Origin of the sequence: Nocardia sp. NPDC058176 (assembly GCF_042883805.1) — a bacterium.
Taxonomy (GTDB): Bacteria; Actinomycetota; Actinomycetes; order Mycobacteriales; family Mycobacteriaceae; genus Nocardia.
The window spans coordinates 885,861-901,919 of sequence record NZ_JBHVVA010000002.1 but is presented as its reverse complement, the minus strand read 5'-3'; the positions used below and the strand labels follow the sequence as shown (position 1 = coordinate 901,919).

Below are 16,059 nucleotides of genomic sequence, written 5' to 3'. Positions count from 1 at the left end.
GTTTTTCACACCCGGGTCGATCAATTCACATAATAGCCGGATACGGCTGTCACGCACACACCGACAGGGGGCATCAATCGGAATTGCTACCTACCTTTCGGCACGTCGGAGGTGGTCGAGGAGCTGGCGTGTTTCCTGACTCGGTGTCTCGCTGATCTCGGCGAGCTTGCGAGTCAGGAGAGAATAGGTCCGTGTGAGTGCGGCGTACTCGCCGAGGCGGGCATGGAGCCTGAGAATGTCTTGCCAAATGGTTTCGTTGTAAGGGTCGCTCTCCGCGGTTTCTTCGAGCAGACCCAGAGTCGCTCGGGGATCGTTTTCGGCATTGCGGGTGGCCAACCAACTCAAGGCGTTGAGGGCGTCGCGTCGGGCGGATTCGCGCAGGGGCTCGACCCAGGTGCCGGTGATGTCGGGGGCCAGCTCGGCGGTGGCCAGATCGGCGACCTGTCGGCAGGCGGTGGCTTGGTCGGTGTCGTCGGTGGCGCGGCGGCGAGCGGCCACAGCGGCGCTGAATTTCCAGTAGTCGACGGTGAGAGCGGGTTCGGACAGGCGGCAGTGGGAGCGGTCGTCGATGAGCAGTCCGGTGATCTGGCCGTCGGTGGCGGAGGCGACGGTGGTGCGCAGGCGGCTCAGGCTGTTGGTGAGGGCGGTGGTGGCGCGTTCGGGTGGCTGTTCGCCCCAGAGCATGTCGACCAGCCTGGCCCGGTTCACGCCCTCGGGGTGCAGGGCGAGCACGGCGAGGACCTCCCGGCTGCGTGGGGGCAACCGGATCTCCACGCTCTCGCCAGCTCCTGATGCGCGCCACATGATCCGGGTCGGTCCGAAGATCCGAACGGCGATCTCGGGTGTGGCTGGCTGGGGTGGCGCAGCGGTGACCGGGACGCCCGCGGATTCGGAGTCGAGTCGGGGCTCGGATCGCGGGTCGATGTGTGCGACGGAGGTGGCCTCGGTGGAATGTTCGGCGTCCTCGACGGGGGCACCGAGGTCGGGTGCGGTCGGCACGGTGACCGGATCGGGGCCTGGTGGCTCTGATCGTCGAGGTGGGCGTGGGAGCGGGCTGGTCGAAGGCGGCAGGTCGAGTCGGTAGACGGTGGGCGAAGGCGCCTGGTGGCGTGTGTGGCGGGCCCGGTGAGCGGCGGGGCGGGGCGGGGGCTGCCTCGGCTCGTCTGGCGGGGTGGGTGGTCGCAGGTGGTGGTGTACCGCCGTCGCGATCACGCGGGCGGCCGGGAGAACGCGGGGGCGGCGGCGAGGGCTCGCGATGCCGTGCAGTAGTGCCTCGGCGCTGGCGCGGGCGCGGGGCACGGTGCCCAGCAGCGGGAGACCGAGGGCGGCGGCGAAGTCGCTGTGCGCGCTCGCGCCGATGAGCACGATGCCGCGTCGGCGGGCGTGGCGGGTCAGGGTGTGGACGCGCCGCGCCGCGCGCTGCGGGTCGATGTAGTCGGCGCGCACGACGACCAGGCAGGCGTCGGCGGCAGCCAGGACCACGCCCAGGTCCGAATCCGGCCCGGGGGCACCGCAATCGGCGAACACGGTCGCCGACAGTGTGCTGCGCCAGCTCGCGTGCGCACCGGTCAACAGGGAGACCGCCGACAGCGTGGCGGTGGTGTCGCGCATCGGTGGCGCGGCCAGGATCGCGACTCCGGCGGGCAGGATTTGAGTGTGCTCGGCCAGCCTGTCGGCCTCGACCGGTTCGTCGGGGGTGAGTGTGCGGGCCAAGCTCGCCTGCCCCAGATACGGGTCGCCGTCGACGAATTCGGCGAGTCGCCCGCCTGCGGGGTCGGCTTCGACGATCAGCGCGGGCTCGGGCCCTGGCCACATCTGGGACAGGGCCAGGGTGGTCGTGGTGGTTCCCGCGCGCGGACCCACCCCCGCGACCGCGATCATCATCGGCGCCCGCGAACTCGTGCGCGCCGGTGCGATCGGCGTGCCCAGGTGCGCTCTGGTGTGGTCATCCCTGACCCTGGATGTTGGAGATCAGCAGGGGCACACCGGACTCACCGGGGCGGGTGTTGACGAGTTGGAGGTAGTCAATGCGATGCCGGTCGGCGCGCAGCTCGGCGACGTGGACGTTGGCGGTGGTCTCCGAGATCGGGGTGATCGCGACGCAGTGCGTGGTGCCCGGTGGGATGGAGGCGATGCCCGCGGCGAGTCCCTCCACGGCGATCCCGGCCTCCGGGGCCAGCAACCGCGTCGCGGCCTCGGCGTCGCGCTGGAGGTAGTAGGCGGCCTGGAAGGAAGCGATCACTCCGGGCACGGTGGCGGGGTCGCCCGCACGGTCGGTGACCACCGTCCCCGACAACCCGGTGCACGCGTCTTCGGGTGTGGGCGGCGTGCTCGACGGAGTCGCCGTGGCCACCACCTGCTCACCCCCGCCGCCGGTGTCGGTGTTGGTCGCCGATATCGCCGCGACCCCGGCCAGGATGGCGATGGTGGCCGCCAGCGCGGCCCAGGCCCGGCCCGGCAGGCGATGCGCGACGCTGAACCACCATGCCCGTGCCGCGTCGGTGTCAGCTGCGTCAGGAGTGTGCGGTAGTGCGTCCATCCATCGGTCGTCGCGCTGCGGCGCTCCGGGATTCAGCTCGCGATCCGGGCCGATGTCGACGGGATCGGCGCCGGAGTCGGGTATGAGCTGGACTGGCGATGCCCCGCGCGGCTCGTCCAGCCACGCCCAGGGCTCCTCGTCATCGGGTGGTGTGTCGCGATACCTCATTCGTTTCGCCTCGGGGAGAGTCGATCTCGGATCGGTGGGTGCTCCGGGGGCCTGCCCGCACCCCGGGAGGGGGGTTGCGGGGTGCGGGCAGGTTCCCCCGGAGGGGTCAGTGGTGGCTGGTGCGCTCGGTCGACTCGCCTACGGCCTTGGCAGAGCGGGGTGAGGATGCCGGCCGACTCGTGATGTCGTGGGCGAGGTGGGCCAGGACATCACTGATGGCGGCCTGGGCGGTGGCGCGGTGATCGGCGTCGTACTCCCGCCAGCTCACCGCGGTGGCCCGCTGCCGGTAGGCGACCAGCGTCTTGCGACCGGCCTGCACGGGGATCAGGGAGTCGCGCTCACCGTGATACAGGTGCAGGGGCACCTCGACGGGCACGTGGGCGAGAGTCTCGAGGGCGAGCACCCGCCGCCACCAGGTGTCGTTCCAGGGGTCTTCGAGGCGGCACCAGTGCTGCAGCGGTTGCCAGTACTGCAACAGCAACTCGACCGCGGTGAGGTGCTGGGCTTCGGCGACAGCGAGCACGCCTTCGTCGGTGAGTACGTGACGCAACGGGAGCTGGTCGTAGGCGCGGGAGAGTCCGATCAGCCCGGCCAGGCCCAGCCCTGCTCCCGGGCCCCGCCCGATCGCTGGTGCCAGCGCGGCGAGGTCGGTGACGACGGCTCCGGCGGCGATCCCGCGCAGGTCGACCTCGGGGGCGTACCAGGGCTGCAGTTCCCCGGTCGCCGCGGCGACTCGGCCGCCGTCGGCGTAACCCCAGGCCACCACCGGAGCGACAGGCACGTCGAGGTCGAGGTTCGCGCTCCGATAGACGGCGCGGGCGAGGTCGAGCACGAGTTTGGCGTTCGCGCGGGCGGCGAGGAAGGTATGTGGTCCGGCACCGACGCCGAGTCCCCGCCCGTCGGGGATGGCCACCACCCATCCCTTCTCCAGTGCGGCTTCGATCCCCGCGACGTCGGGTTCGGTGCCGGTGGCCAGTAGTTGCGAGGGCGCGCACCGGCCGCCGAGACCCCGAAAGCTCGGGCAGTACAACAAGATCGCGGTCGAACCCGGCTCGGCCATGGTCTCGGGGATGAGCACGATCCCCGAAGCGGGAATCAGCTGGGACCGCGAGTCGGTCGAGGTATAGATGATCTGCCAGGCCCCCGACGCCCCGACCGGTTGCGGGGTGAACACGGGGCGGGTCCGCACGAGATCGCCAGGGCCGAGCCCGTGGTGCAGGATCGGCGGATCGTAGAAGTCGGTCTCGGAGGGGTTGGTGTTGTTCATCAGTGCCTCCCGGCGAGGTCGTGAGCAAGGGCGGTCATCCACGCGACCCCACTGGCCAGCTGCCCGGAGGCGGCATAGCCGGTGTGATGGCCGGGGATGTCGGCGAAACGGAGAAGGACCGCTGGATCGAGTAGGTCGGCGTTGTCGGTGACCAGCTGGCCCCACGCGGCCGACAACCGCGCGGCGAGGTTGGGCAGCTGGGTGATCGGATCGGCGGCCACCACGGCGGTGATCTGGGCCCAGCGCGCCGAGGCAGCGGCAGCCTCGGGAGCGGTCGGTGCTGGGGTGCGGGAATCGGCGGCGTCGATGAGGCGCTGGGCCAGACTCGCCGCGGGCACATAGTCGACGAACCCGGGCCCGAGGTGGAAGTCGTTGTTCACCAAGGTCGTCCAGGCGTCACCGAGCGCTACCGACAGCAGTGCCTGGATCGAGCCGAGCGCGGCGATCGGGTCACGCAGGTCGGCTTGGGCGGCCAGTTGGGCGGCCACCCGCAATAGGACGGCACGCTCGGGTGCTGAGCAGCTGAGGTCACCCTCGACACACACATCGACCACCCGGCCGGTGAGCGCGCCGTAGTCGGCACCGGCAGTGGTGGCGATCCCGCCGCCCGAGGCGGGCGCGGTGCTGATCACCACTCCCGACACCGCCGCCCCGCTCGTCCCAGGGGCAGGGTCCGGGGTGAGTTGTCCGGGGCGGCCGGGGATCACCGGCGAGCCCGGGGCGCGGTCAGGATCGGAGTACAGCGCGATCCCGGCGATCCGGTCAGACGCGACGGGGCCTTCTCCGGCCCCGACAGCTTGGGCGAACGACGAGACCACTTGTGCGCCTTGTGAGTAACCGGCGGCGGCCAGTGCGGTGTTCGGGCAGTCGGCGGCGATCTGGGCGGCCGTGGCCGACAGTGCGGCTACGCCTTGCCCTGCCGAGTGCGTGTAGGGGTCGGTCCCACCGCCGGTGCCAATCGCCCCACCGAACGAGGCCACATACGCGACGTACGAGCGGGCCACCAGCCCCGGCGCGGCACCGGCGACCGGGCCCAGAAGGTGCCCGAGCATCCCGGTATCGGCGGTCGGAGAAGCGGCGGGTGACGACTCGCCGGTGCCCTGGACTCCGAGAACCCACAACGCCGGGCAGCTCGGCCCCGGTGAAGGCGGTTGCGCGGCAACCGATCCTGACGGGCACAGACCACCGGCGATCGCGGCCAGGGCCACCGCGGTGAGGACACGGCGACCGGTCACGGCTGCCCCACCCCCGCACCCGCACCGAACCCCGCCCCCACCGTGCCACCGACCAGCGCGCCCACAGCAGCGGCGGGCAGCCCGGCCACCAACGCGCCCGCCACCGCCCCGGCCGCCGCGCCCAGAGCCGTACCGGCGACGCCGGAGGTGATGGTGCCGATCACCGGGATCGCCACCACGGTGCCGATCGCGGCCCCGGCGATCCCGCCGATGGTGCCACCTGCCAACGCGCCCACGGCCGCACCGGCCGCCGCTGCGGGGGCACCGGTGACCGTGCCCCCGATCGCGCCACCGGTCGCGGCCCCAGCGACCGTGGCCCCGGCCACCCGATCCGAGCGCCCGGCCGGAAGACCCACGGAGTCAAGGAATGTGGCGGCTTGGGCTTCGAGGTCGGCGCTGACGGTGTTGATGGTGTCGCCGACCTCCGGCGGTAGCCATTCCGGGTCGGGGAACTCGGCCGTGCCGATACGGATCGTGTCCGGTGGCGGTTCGATCGGCGCGACCGGCTCGACCGGGACCGGGGTGCGCAGCTCAGTCACGTAGACCGGTGGCGCGGGCGCGGGTGAAGGGGCGGGCCGAGGAGCGGGACCGTTGCGGACCTCGGGCGGCTGCTCCACATACACCGACGGCTCGACCGGCGCGGGAGGCGGTGGAGGAGCTTGGGTTCCGGGCTGAGCCGGGGCGGTGACACCGGGCTGGTCAGCGATCGGGGCCAGTGGTGCCATCGCACTCGCCGGCTGAACCGCGAGCACCATCAGGACCGGTACCGCACCGGCAGCCACGATACGGCCACCCCACAGCATCCGGGCCCCGAAGGGCAGGCGGGCACGGCGAGCATCGACGGGGCAGACCACGCCCGACGAGGAGACGGCAGCGCGGCGAGTTTTCCGTTTTTCGGGCACGACAAATAGACCTTCCGAGAGAAGGAAAAAGAAGAAAAAGGGGGAATTCGAGAATTGCTGCACAATGCCGTACTGCACTATGCAGCAGGCCCGCCCTCCCAGCTGCGCCGTTGCAGCCGGGAGGCCGATCCCTCATTTCTCACGGCAGCGAGAAACGAGTTGGTCTGCTAGAAGAACGGCAAGACCTGCGTGGCGATCGCCAGCACGTTCGAGACCAGTGACGCACCGGCGCTGAGAACGGATAGAACGGTGTAGAGATCCACGGTTTCCCTTTCGGAGGTGGTTGGGGTACCTCACCATCACAGCCCCGAAAACCCTTGCTACGCCACCCTTTCGAGGGGTAGATTTTGTGCTAGCACTGTCGTTACCCCTGCAAACATACCGGCCGGCCTGCGCCGATGCGCGAAAGTGGTAACGCAGTGTCAGTCAGAAATTCTTACCCGTCCATACACCGCCTCGCGGTGTATGCACAATGTGCCCGGGTGTATGCACAATGCGCCTGGGTGTATACACACCCACGGCCACCCCTGGCTAATTGTCGGCCAGCTCACAGCGAACGCGCTGGGCAGGGTCGTTCCCAATCTGGTAGAAACGAAACCAACTCGGGGGAGTTAACCCTTCAACCTAACTCAGGGCGAAGAGGTGTCAGAAGACGACAATAGGAGGGGCTTGACGTGAACCGGAGGACGTACCCAGCCAGACGCCAGGGTCGTACCGATTCGGAACTGCCGGATCTCGGATGCTGGGTGCGCCTGGTCCGCGACCGACGCAAGCTCACCCGTCCCCGCGCTGCCGAGCTCCTCCACGTCAGCCCCGATCTGCTCAAGAAGATCGAGCGCGGCGAAACACCGTGCTCACCAGCGGTGTTGGACAAGATGATCCTCGCCTACGAACTCGACAGAGCCCAGGAACGCCACACCCGGGCCCTCACCCAGCCTCCTGTCCCGCTGCCCTCAATCGCCGAACTACACACTCGGGCAAACACTCCCGACTACCGCGCGAAGCTGGACTACCTCGACAACCGGGGCCTCATCGGCGCCTACGTCGACCCGTTGTGCAACGTCGTCCTCGCCAACGAACGCTTCCGTGCCGATCTGCCCGGCGTCGAGCGGTTCGGCGACAACATCGCCACCTGGTTCTTCCACCCCGGCTCACCACTGCCCACCGCCGAACCGATTGTCGTGCAGTGGGACCGGGCTGCCGTTCTCATCGCGGCTTCCGTGCGCGGCTCGTTCGGTCGACACCGCGACACACCGCGCGCACTCACCCTCTACCAGCAGCTGCGCCGATCGACCGCCTTCACTCGCCTGTGGGAGACCAACCTGTCGGTCGCCCACGGCCTCAAAACCCAAGAACCCGTCCACCTGCGCCAGCCAGCCACCGGCGAGCACTACACCGTGCGCATCCACCTCGGCGCGCAGAATTCGCCGGAGCTGCGCTTCTGCTTCGCCTACCGCGACGAATGCGACAAACCCCCACACTGACCGACCAGGCAACCGCGCCCTCTTCTCACCGATACGGGCGAGGACAACTCAACACCGAACTGGAGAGCCGAAATGAAGCGCAACTTCACCCCGAGCAGCCGTTGCTACCTCGAGCATCCTCGCTCGCTGGCGGGACACCTCACATCCCTACCGCCGCACAGAACTACACGGTGACATGCCCACCGACCACACGCTCACCGGAATGCCGGACTTCCACGACTCGCTCGAATACCTGCGCCTCCACCATGACCTCTCCCGCGAGGCCCTCGCCCGCGAGGCCGACATCAGCGCCTCCTACCTGCACCGGATCATCCGCAAGCGGCTCCACCCCGGCACCAAAGCCCTTCCCGGATTGATCGGCGCCTTCGACCTCGACGCGGCCCAGCAACGGCACCTACACGAACTACTGCAACCGTCCGCGGACCTCGCGCCCATCACGGAACTACGCAGCCGACTGAGCGACCTCGGCATCCAAAGCCACCTCGACAGCCTCGACAACCACGAGGTGATGGCCGCCCTTTTCGACCCCCTCCAAACCGTTCTGCACGGCAACCGCGTCTTCCACCGCTTGATGCCCGGCATCGCCGACGCCGGAAACAACATCGTCCAATGGATGTGCACGCCCACCGCCCGCGACAGCTACGACACCTGGGACGACGACATGCGCTACTTCGTCCGAATGCTGCGCACCGCACTCGGCCGATACCGCGACCTGCCCCGAGCCCGCGCCCTCTTCCGCACACTGCGGACCTACCCCGAGTTCCGGCGCGTATGGGACTCGACCCCCATGCAGCTGACCTACGGCCCACGCACCGCACCGTTCCGCATCCGCACCACCGGCTCCGCGATACCGACCTCGCTCGGCATCGAGGTCGACGAGTACGACGACTGCCCCGACGTCATCATCGTCCACGGCCTCTACAACACAACCGCCATCGCCTCCTGACAACATCACAGGCCCACCCAAATCCGACCTTGAACTGGGGCAGTGCGGAACAGGTCACCGTCTGCAAGAATCCGTGCACATGGCTGAGACACAGGCGGGACTCCAGGCCGGACTCGTTGTCTGGGATGTTGACGGCACACTGATCCCTGCGGACCTCCGCTGGCTACGGCGAGCCGTCGCCTCCACCTACAACATCGAGGAATCCGCCGTCGTCTTCCCGGCCGCGCGGATACACGGCTACACCGACGAGTCCATCGTGGTCGACACGGCCATCGCCTCGGGAGTCACCAGCGAGGCAGCCGAAGAAGGATTCGGCCGCTACGCCGATGTCCTGATGGAGATCATGACCCGCGGCGAGGCCGAACTCGCCCGCGACCAAGCGGCCTACCCCGGTGCCGCCGCGACGATCGCCGCGTTGGCCGAGCACGGGTTCGTGCAGACCGCCCTCACCGGGAACCTGCGGATATCGGCAGAGTTCAAACTGGCGGTCGCGGGCCTGGACTCGCACCTGGACCTGAGCGTCGGCGCGTTCGGCTCCGACGCACGAGACCGGTTCGACCTGCCCGCCTTCGTCGCCGACCGCTATCAGGCGAAGTACGGGCACCCACTTGACCCGGCACGAACCATCATCATCGGCGACGCACCGAACGACATCGCCACAGCTCGCCACGCCGGATTCGGTGTCGTCGCGGTAGCCCACAGACTGACTGCCGAGGAGTTGTCGCAGCATTCGCCGGATGCGATCGTCAACGACCTGGACCCGAAGGTGGTGTTGCGAGCGATCCGTTCGGCACAGGAGATCCAGGCGGCAGTAGGGGTCGACCGCTAGCGACGCTGTCGACTCGTTCTTTCAACTCCAGGACGGGGCGCTCGTTCGACCAAGGAGCCATCCTTTCGATGGCTCGTTGCGCGCGTTCGATGCCGCGCTGATTGCCCATCGCCGCCAGCTCGCCGTAGGTTTCACCGAGCACCGTGCAACCGTGCTCCAGCTCGCCTGCCAAGGAATAGGCGCTGGCCAGGTCGACGCGGGCGGCAAGGGCGACGTTGGGGCTGTCCATCTCGGGAGAGATCAGTGATTCGAGCGCGGCAATCGCTCGTTTCGGTTGACCGAGAAGCAGCAGGCACGTTCCGACGTAGACCTGAATGCGCGTGGTGTTCCAGTCGCTGAACAGCCCGGCACGGTCATCCTCATCGATGTCCTCGGCGGCGCGTTGGGCGCGAGTCAGCGCTTCCTCGCATTCGTCGCGCATGTCCAGCACCGCATAGGCTTGCGCCTGCTCGGCACCGATTCGTGCTCGTGCGGCGGGCGGCAGATGGTCCGCGACGTTCGCGGCCTCATTCAGCACCCGGAGCCCGATGACGACATCGCCGTCCAAGCCGATCAATGTCGCAGCATCGGATCGAAGGTTGCTCTCGAAAATCCGTGCGATCCCGCCCATCGTCTTGTCGTGGAGCTCGTCGGCGAGCTTGCGGGCGAACGCACAATGGGTGAGTGCCATCGGCCGGTTGCCGATGGCACTCCAAACCCGGCTCGCCACAACGGATGTCTCACCCAACAGCGCACCGGCCTGTCGTTTGATGCGGTCATCGGTTGCCGCGCGGTACAGGGACGCAACGGCGTCTCGATGCGCTTCTACCGGGCCGATCAGAGCGTCAGGTGCGATGCTCTGACGCTGACCCGCCAAGAGATTGGTCACGGCGACGAAACTCTGGAGCGATCTCTCCGCAGCCGCTCGCGACCGCATCAGCGAGGAAGCAACGTCAGAATCGAATGGTGCGACGGACACCGGAGCAACGTTGACCGACGACCGGTTGCCAGTAGTAGAGCCAGCACGCCGGGTGTTCGTATGTGCGCCAGTTCCATTGGCGGTCACGACTGAAACTGGAAGCGTCGACACTGAATATCGTTTCTTCCACGCAGTTTCGCCTTCGGCCAAGATTTGCTCGAATCGTGCGCGGTCGTCCTGGGTTGCGCGCTGCGCATAGGTCGTATCCAGGATCTCCTGGGTGAGCGAGCGGGGTGTCACTCCGCTCAGACCTGAACGCCAATTGCTGACCGTTGTTGCCTGAACGCCCAGCAAGGCAGCGAACTCTCGGACCGACTTCCGCATCGCCTCCTGAAGCGCAGCCGCTTCGAAGCCAGTCCATTCCCGCCCACGTATCATCGCGCCCCCAACTTTTCCGGTGCCTGAACGGGGAAATGCCTACGGTACGCCTACGGTACCCCAACACTGTGCGATTCCTTCCGATGCTGCTGGCAGGCCACGATTTACACCAGAACCCGTACCGGGGAATCGGTGGCGAAACCGCCGGATCGTTCCCGTAGTTCGAAGCGCCACCAGGAGGCTCGCGCATGACACAGTCCGACACGACCGCGGCGAGGACCGCGCCGTCGCCGGGTGCCAGTACCGATCCGGCCGCCGAGTTGCTCACCGAGATCGAGACCACCCACACGTGGCGCTCATCCCTCGACGATCTCGTGGCGACCCTCGAGGCGATGACAGCGGCCGGGTGGCTCGATCGAGTACCTACTGTGCCGACCACCGAGGTCATCGACCCCACCGTGACCCGATTGCCCGGAGCGGCGTGATGACCGCGCCCACGCCGCCCGCCACGGCCTTCGCCGAGACCCCTCAGTCACGGACCGAGTTCTACCGGAGCATCTGCTCGATGCCCGCCGTCGTCGACCACGACACCGGACGGATCACCATGAAGGCCGGGCTCGTCACAGCGGTGATGATGCCTACCCCCCTGGCCGAACGGGTCAAGACCATCCTGGAAACGCGCGGTATCACCCCGCTGTCGATCATCGGCCACCCTCGCGCCGGGATGTGGACCTTCCTCGTCCGATCCGACATCCGGCCGATCGGCAACCCCGAAGACGTCGGGCGACTCTGGGGGGCGCGGGTGGTGGTGATCCACGAAGGCGACATCGCGCTGCCTTCACCCTCCACGGACCCGGACCTGATCCGCACCTGGGTCTCCCCCGCCACCGGAAGCTTCCGACCATCCGGCGCAGTCGTGATCGAGTGCGCACGAACGTACCTATCCGGGCAGGCCAGGCGATGACCAGCGGCGGGCAGTCACCGCGCCCCGACGAACCCGACATTCGACTCTGCGTCGAATGGGGTCGCGTGCGAACCGAATTCGCCGCCTGCCTGACCGCAGCACTGGTGTTCGTCTGCGACGTGGCCACCCACCGCCCCGGAACCGTCACCGTGCACCCCGGCCACTGCACAGGGCTGCCCCGCCTGCCCAACGAACGCCTCTACCTCCAGCCCTAACCCGACCCCTGACCACCCGCATGGCCTTCCGCACGAGACCCGGCGAGACCTGACAGCACCTCGCCCGGTCGAGGCCACGTGTGCGAAGGCGGCTCCGGAGTCGAATTTCCCAACGACTCCGGGGCCACCCAAACCTCCGCGAACCACACCGAAGGACCCGAAACATGTACGCCAAGTTCCACACCCCCACCACCTCCACACCGCGCGCCCGCCGCCACCGACAGATCGCGGCAGGCGTACTCGGCGCACTGGCGACACTCGCCGTGATCGCGATGCTCGCCTCGCCCGAGGCCACCGCCGAATCGGAGTCGGACGGCTTCACCTGCGAGGAGATCACCGGCGCGGACCTGGTCACCGGGTCCAGGCCTGGCGACACCTCCAGCGCCCCCGCCGCGATCCTCGGGTTCAATCACGCCTACTACGTGGACCGCTCCGCCACCCGAGCTCAGGAGTTCCTGACTTCCGATTCGGTTCTCGGCGTGGACAACCGGCTGCAGACCGGGATCGATGCCGTACCCGCCGAGACCCGGCCCTGCGTGAGCATCTCCCCGCTCAACACCCTCGGTGACGCCGAACGGTGGGCGGTGACGGTGACCGAGTTCCGGCCCGACATCGAACCCTGGGTGGCGCGGCAGACGGTGACCACCCGCACCGTCGACGGGCGGAGCTTGATCAGCGAAATCGCCTTGGCCTGACCGGCCGTTCCAGACCACCTGAATACCTCGGACCGGCCGCGACTCTCCCCGGGCCGGCTGAGTCCGAGGGTGGGGAACCGCTCCCGGAGGCCACCGGTCCCCGGCCTCCGGGAGCGCCAGCCCTGACTCCTCTGACCACATCCGGTGGAACCTCTCCACTCCTACCCAACCATTGAAACACCAACGAAAGGTTAGACATCATGACTACCAAGACCTGGCACGACGTCACCGACGGCGGCCTGGAAACGTTGCAGCGCAGCCTCATCGACCTCGAAGCCAAGACCAAGTTCCATCGCTGGTATTCACCCACGATCCTGCCTGGCCTGCTCCAGACGCACGACTACGCCCGCGCGATCCTCACCAAATGCTCGGCTGCACTGGGATTGGTCGACGACAGCGAGGCGACCGCGATCGCGCGCCTGGAACGTCAGACAGTCCTCGACTTCCCCGGCCACGAGTTCCACATGCTCATTGACGAACGCGCGCTGCACCTCACGGTCGGCAGCTCGGAGGTGATGGCGACCCAGATCCGGCACCTGAGCACCATCCTCACCGCCCGCGACCACGTCAAGATCGGGATCATCCCCCTCACGGCCGAATTCGTGGCCCCGGCGATCAATTTCGTCATCTCCGATACCACCCGCGTCGACAGCGAAGACATCGTCGGCCCGATCGAACACAGCTCGCCCGAAAAGGTCGAGCTGGTCGAGCGGACCTTCGATCTGCTCGCCACCACCGCGCTCTACGGCGACGACGCCCAGGTGATCCTGACACGAGTCCTGGCCAACCACACCGAGGCCGCCGACTGATCCATCCGACCGGCCGCGAAGCCCCTGACAACTCTCCGCCGTAGCTCTCGCCGCGGTGACAGGGAGGCGTTCGGGGTCTCGCGCCCTGGCGAGGTGAGGACAATGACAGCACTGGACACCAACCACCCCAACCCCGCACGGGTGTTCAACACGCTGATGGGCGGCAAGGACCACTACGAACTCGACCGCGTGATCGCCGAGCCTTTCCTGGGCAGCCAGCTCGCGGTCGCCCTGGCCGAGGCACGTCGGTTCGCCCGGCGCGCGGTCGAATACCTCAGCACCACCCACCAGGTCCACCAAGTGGTCGAACTCGGATGTGGACTCCCGATGCCGCCGGACATCGGGGAGATCGCCGTCCACGCGAACCCGAAAGCCCGGACCCTCTATCTCGACCACGACATCGTCGTCACCACCCACGCTCGCGCATTGCTGACCGAGCAGAACGGCTACGTCGCCGAAGTCGACATCACCGACATCGACGCTGTCCTCGACCGGATCGGGGCGGTCATGGACTCCACTGCGCCGCTGGCGATCTGCCTGTCCGGGACCGTCGAACTACTCCCCGACGGCGCGGCGGTGTTCGACGCACTGACCCGCAAGCTGCCACCCGGTACCTGGATCGTGTTCAGCCACATCACCGGCGAGGTCGGCTGGAGCGACATCGGCCGTGCCACCGAAGCACTGAACCGGGCAGATATCGCCTTTCACCCGCGTGACCGCGACACGATCACCACGATGCTGGACCCGTACCGGCTCGCCGATCCCGGTCTGATCGCCGCGCACCGATGGCGGCCCCTCGACACCGAACACGACGCGCTCCGTGCCCAGCATCCCTACGTCTGGGACCTGCCCGCCCTGGCCGCTGTCGGACAGCTACCCGACTAGCACCACCGCAAGCACCACATCGAGCACGACGGTGCTCCTCGCCGACCTTCCCCTCACATCTCGATGCAGGAGGTGCCCATGCCGTTGACGTGCATGGTCTACGAAACGACTGCCGATCTGGCCTCGGCAGCAGCAGAACTCATCGCCGCCGGAATCAATTCATCGATCGAGGAGACGGGTGGGTGCCTGGTCGCGGTGGCCGGTGGATCGACTCCGGCGCCGATTTATCGCGAGCTCAGTCGTGCCGATATCGATTGGTCCACGGTGGTTTTCGTGCAAACCGACGAACGGGTCGCAACGCAAGCCACCGATCGCTGCGCTGGAGCGATCGAGACAGCGCTCGGTTTGACAGACCCGGGCCGTCGCGCCTGCTGGTATCCGATTCGTGTGCACGGCGACGCCCAGCGAACCGCTGCCGCCTATGACGAACAGCTCGCCAGACTTCGGGCCGAGGGGGTTCCCGACATCGCGGTGCTCGGCTTGGGAACCGACGGCCACACCGCCTCGATCTTCGACCCCACCCTCGGCGAGGGCCCCGACCAGCGAGTGGTGGCCACGACCTACCGCGGCGAGCCGCGAGTCAGCCTCGGCCTGAACTATCTCCGTGCCGTTCCCACGCGAATCCTGCTGGCCACCGGGGCCGGGAAAAGCGCGGCCTTGGCACAGATCCTCACCCCCGCACCAGATGTGGCTCTGACCTCGGCGGCCCTCGTCGTCGGCGAGGACGGGTACGTCTTGGCCGACACCGCCACCTACCCAGGCCGGGCGCGAGCATGAGCTACGGAGCGGGTACTGGCCCTGCGCTGATCGTGTTCGATCTCGGCGGGACGTGGTGGCGTTCGGCAGTGGTGTCCTCGTCCGGTGCGCTGGTCGATCACGAACGGCATCCGGCGGTGACGAAGGCCGGTACCGGCAGCAACGTCGCGACGCTGCGCGAGCTGATGGTGCAGTTCCTCCTCACCCACACCCGGCGACTACTCGAACTCCACCCCGACGTAACGGATGTGGGGATCTCGGTCGGAGCCGCCACCAACGGCCACACCGGCCAGATCCTGGCCAGCGCACCACTGTGGGGCGACAACGCCGACCCCTTCGACCTACGAGCCACACTGTGCGAGAACGACTCACCGGTTCGGTGGTGGGTGGTCAACGATGTGACCGGTCTCGCGCTGGCTATCGCCAACAGGCCCGAGGTCCGCGCGATGGGTGCGAAAACTGTTGCGGCGGTGACGGTCAGCAGCGGGATCGCCGCCCGCACGATCGACGTAGAGTCCGGTCAGGTGGTACTCGACCGCGTGCACGGGATGCAAGGCGAGATCGGACACCTCCCGGCCATCGCCGCCGTACCGCCGTCGGGCGATCTTGCGGTGTGCGATTGCGGAGCCGCCGGGCACGTTTCGGCGATCGCGTCGGGCAAGGCGATCGACCGGCAGCTCGCACAGCTGGCGGGCGTCGTGGGCGTGGATGCGGGCACCGATCCGCCGCTGGCTCGACTGCGTGCCTCGCTCGAGACGAACAATCCGCACGCGGAAGCATTTCTGGACTCGGTGACCGCGCCGCTGGCACGAGCGTTGCTGTACCTGCTGGCCATCGATGCCCGCATCGATCACGTGTTCCTGTCCGGCGGGGTGGTCGACACCCTCGCCGATCACTACATGTCCAGCGTGTACCGCTGTCTCGAGGCCGAGGGCCTCTATCTCGTCTCCACACACCAGCCCACCGTGTTCCGCGACCGGATCTCCCGCTTGGACTCCGATGGGCTCGACCCGCTGCGCGGTGCCGGGTTGTTCGCTTGCACGCAATCGCTGTCGGCCACCGCTCGGCCCGGGGGAAGGAAACACTGAC

17 protein-coding genes are annotated in these 16,059 nt (G+C 68.0%); 11 read left to right on the top strand and 6 right to left on the bottom strand.

Going from position 1 to position 16,059, the window contains the following annotated elements; translation table 11 throughout:
- Positions 1-90: 90 nt before the first annotated feature.
- The 5 genes from ACFVVM_RS16750 to ACFVVM_RS16730 all read right to left on the bottom strand — a co-directional run bounded on the left by ACFVVM_RS16750 (position 91) and on the right by ACFVVM_RS16730 (position 6,111).
- Entirely contained in the window at positions 91-1,881 is a 1,791-nt protein-coding gene (locus tag ACFVVM_RS16750; protein WP_387618486.1) for a BTAD domain-containing putative transcriptional regulator, read from the bottom strand.
- A 64-nt stretch (positions 1,882-1,945) separates the two neighbouring features.
- Positions 1,946-2,707 carry a hypothetical protein gene (locus ACFVVM_RS16745; protein WP_387618483.1) on the bottom strand — a complete coding sequence of 254 codons (762 nt, stop codon included), beginning with the start codon at positions 2,705-2,707 and terminating at the stop codon, positions 1,946-1,948.
- A 106-nt stretch (positions 2,708-2,813) separates the two neighbouring features.
- Complete coding sequence (locus ACFVVM_RS16740) at positions 2,814-3,974, bottom strand: lipase family protein (protein WP_387618480.1); 1,161 nt, start codon at positions 3,972-3,974, stop codon at positions 2,814-2,816.
- Positions 3,974-5,209 carry a cutinase family protein gene (locus tag ACFVVM_RS16735; RefSeq protein WP_387618477.1) on the bottom strand — a complete coding sequence of 412 codons (1,236 nt, stop codon included), beginning with the start codon at positions 5,207-5,209 and terminating at the stop codon, positions 3,974-3,976. The genes ACFVVM_RS16740 and ACFVVM_RS16735 overlap by 1 nt, the downstream gene beginning before the upstream one ends.
- Positions 5,206-6,111, bottom strand: coding sequence for a hypothetical protein (locus ACFVVM_RS16730; protein WP_387618474.1), 906 nt, complete (start codon positions 6,109-6,111; stop codon positions 5,206-5,208). Before ACFVVM_RS16730 ends, ACFVVM_RS16735 begins: the two co-directional genes overlap by 4 nt.
- 746 nt (positions 6,112-6,857) lie before the next feature.
- Here ACFVVM_RS16730 and ACFVVM_RS16725 point away from each other — a divergent pair.
- From ACFVVM_RS16725 to ACFVVM_RS16715, 3 genes are all read left to right on the top strand, one after another.
- Positions 6,858-7,595 (top strand): helix-turn-helix domain-containing protein, encoded by a 738-nt coding sequence (locus tag ACFVVM_RS16725; protein WP_387618472.1) that lies wholly within the window; start codon positions 6,858-6,860, stop codon positions 7,593-7,595.
- 175 nt (positions 7,596-7,770) lie between these two features.
- Positions 7,771-8,541 carry a hypothetical protein gene (locus ACFVVM_RS16720; RefSeq protein ID WP_387618469.1) on the top strand — a complete coding sequence of 257 codons (771 nt, stop codon included), beginning with the start codon at positions 7,771-7,773 and terminating at the stop codon, positions 8,539-8,541.
- A gap of 79 nt (positions 8,542-8,620) precedes the next feature.
- The gene (locus ACFVVM_RS16715; protein WP_387618466.1) at positions 8,621-9,370 is read left to right on the top strand and encodes an HAD family hydrolase; all 750 of its coding nucleotides are present in this window, start codon (positions 8,621-8,623) and stop codon (positions 9,368-9,370) included.
- On the opposite strand, the gene ACFVVM_RS16710 is transcribed toward ACFVVM_RS16715, so the two are convergent.
- On the bottom strand, positions 9,288-10,652 hold the full coding sequence (locus ACFVVM_RS16710; RefSeq protein ID WP_387618463.1) for a hypothetical protein: 1,365 nt from the start codon (positions 10,650-10,652) through the stop codon (positions 9,288-9,290). The genes ACFVVM_RS16715 and ACFVVM_RS16710 overlap by 83 nt on opposite strands.
- A gap of 242 nt (positions 10,653-10,894) precedes the next feature.
- Between ACFVVM_RS16710 and ACFVVM_RS16705 the strand changes: the two genes are divergently transcribed.
- The 8 genes from ACFVVM_RS16705 to ACFVVM_RS16670 all read left to right on the top strand — a co-directional run bounded on the left by ACFVVM_RS16705 (position 10,895) and on the right by ACFVVM_RS16670 (position 16,058).
- A complete protein-coding gene (locus ACFVVM_RS16705) occupies positions 10,895-11,131 on the top strand; it encodes a hypothetical protein (RefSeq protein ID WP_387618460.1) in 237 nt (78 codons plus the stop codon).
- An 80-nt stretch (positions 11,132-11,211) separates the two neighbouring features.
- Positions 11,212-11,610, top strand: coding sequence for a DNA-directed RNA polymerase subunit beta (locus ACFVVM_RS16700; protein ID WP_387618457.1), 399 nt, complete (start codon positions 11,212-11,214; stop codon positions 11,608-11,610).
- Between the two features lie 65 nt (positions 11,611-11,675).
- On the top strand, positions 11,676-11,825 hold the full coding sequence (locus ACFVVM_RS16695) for a hypothetical protein (protein WP_387618455.1): 150 nt from the start codon (positions 11,676-11,678) through the stop codon (positions 11,823-11,825).
- A gap of 164 nt (positions 11,826-11,989) precedes the next feature.
- Positions 11,990-12,520 (top strand): hypothetical protein, encoded by a 531-nt coding sequence (locus ACFVVM_RS16690; RefSeq protein ID WP_387618452.1) that lies wholly within the window; start codon positions 11,990-11,992, stop codon positions 12,518-12,520.
- Between the two features lie 200 nt (positions 12,521-12,720).
- Positions 12,721-13,329, top strand: coding sequence for a DUF5753 domain-containing protein (locus ACFVVM_RS16685; protein WP_387618450.1), 609 nt, complete (start codon positions 12,721-12,723; stop codon positions 13,327-13,329).
- Positions 13,330-13,431: 102 nt separating this feature from the next.
- On the top strand, positions 13,432-14,214 hold the full coding sequence (locus ACFVVM_RS16680) for an SAM-dependent methyltransferase (RefSeq protein WP_387618447.1): 783 nt from the start codon (positions 13,432-13,434) through the stop codon (positions 14,212-14,214).
- A gap of 78 nt (positions 14,215-14,292) precedes the next feature.
- Entirely contained in the window at positions 14,293-14,991 is a 699-nt protein-coding gene (locus ACFVVM_RS16675; protein WP_387618444.1) for a 6-phosphogluconolactonase, read from the top strand.
- The gene (locus ACFVVM_RS16670; protein ID WP_387618442.1) at positions 14,988-16,058 is read left to right on the top strand and encodes an ROK family protein; all 1,071 of its coding nucleotides are present in this window, start codon (positions 14,988-14,990) and stop codon (positions 16,056-16,058) included. The genes ACFVVM_RS16675 and ACFVVM_RS16670 overlap by 4 nt, the downstream gene beginning before the upstream one ends.
- The last annotated feature ends 1 nt before the right edge of the window (position 16,059 follow it).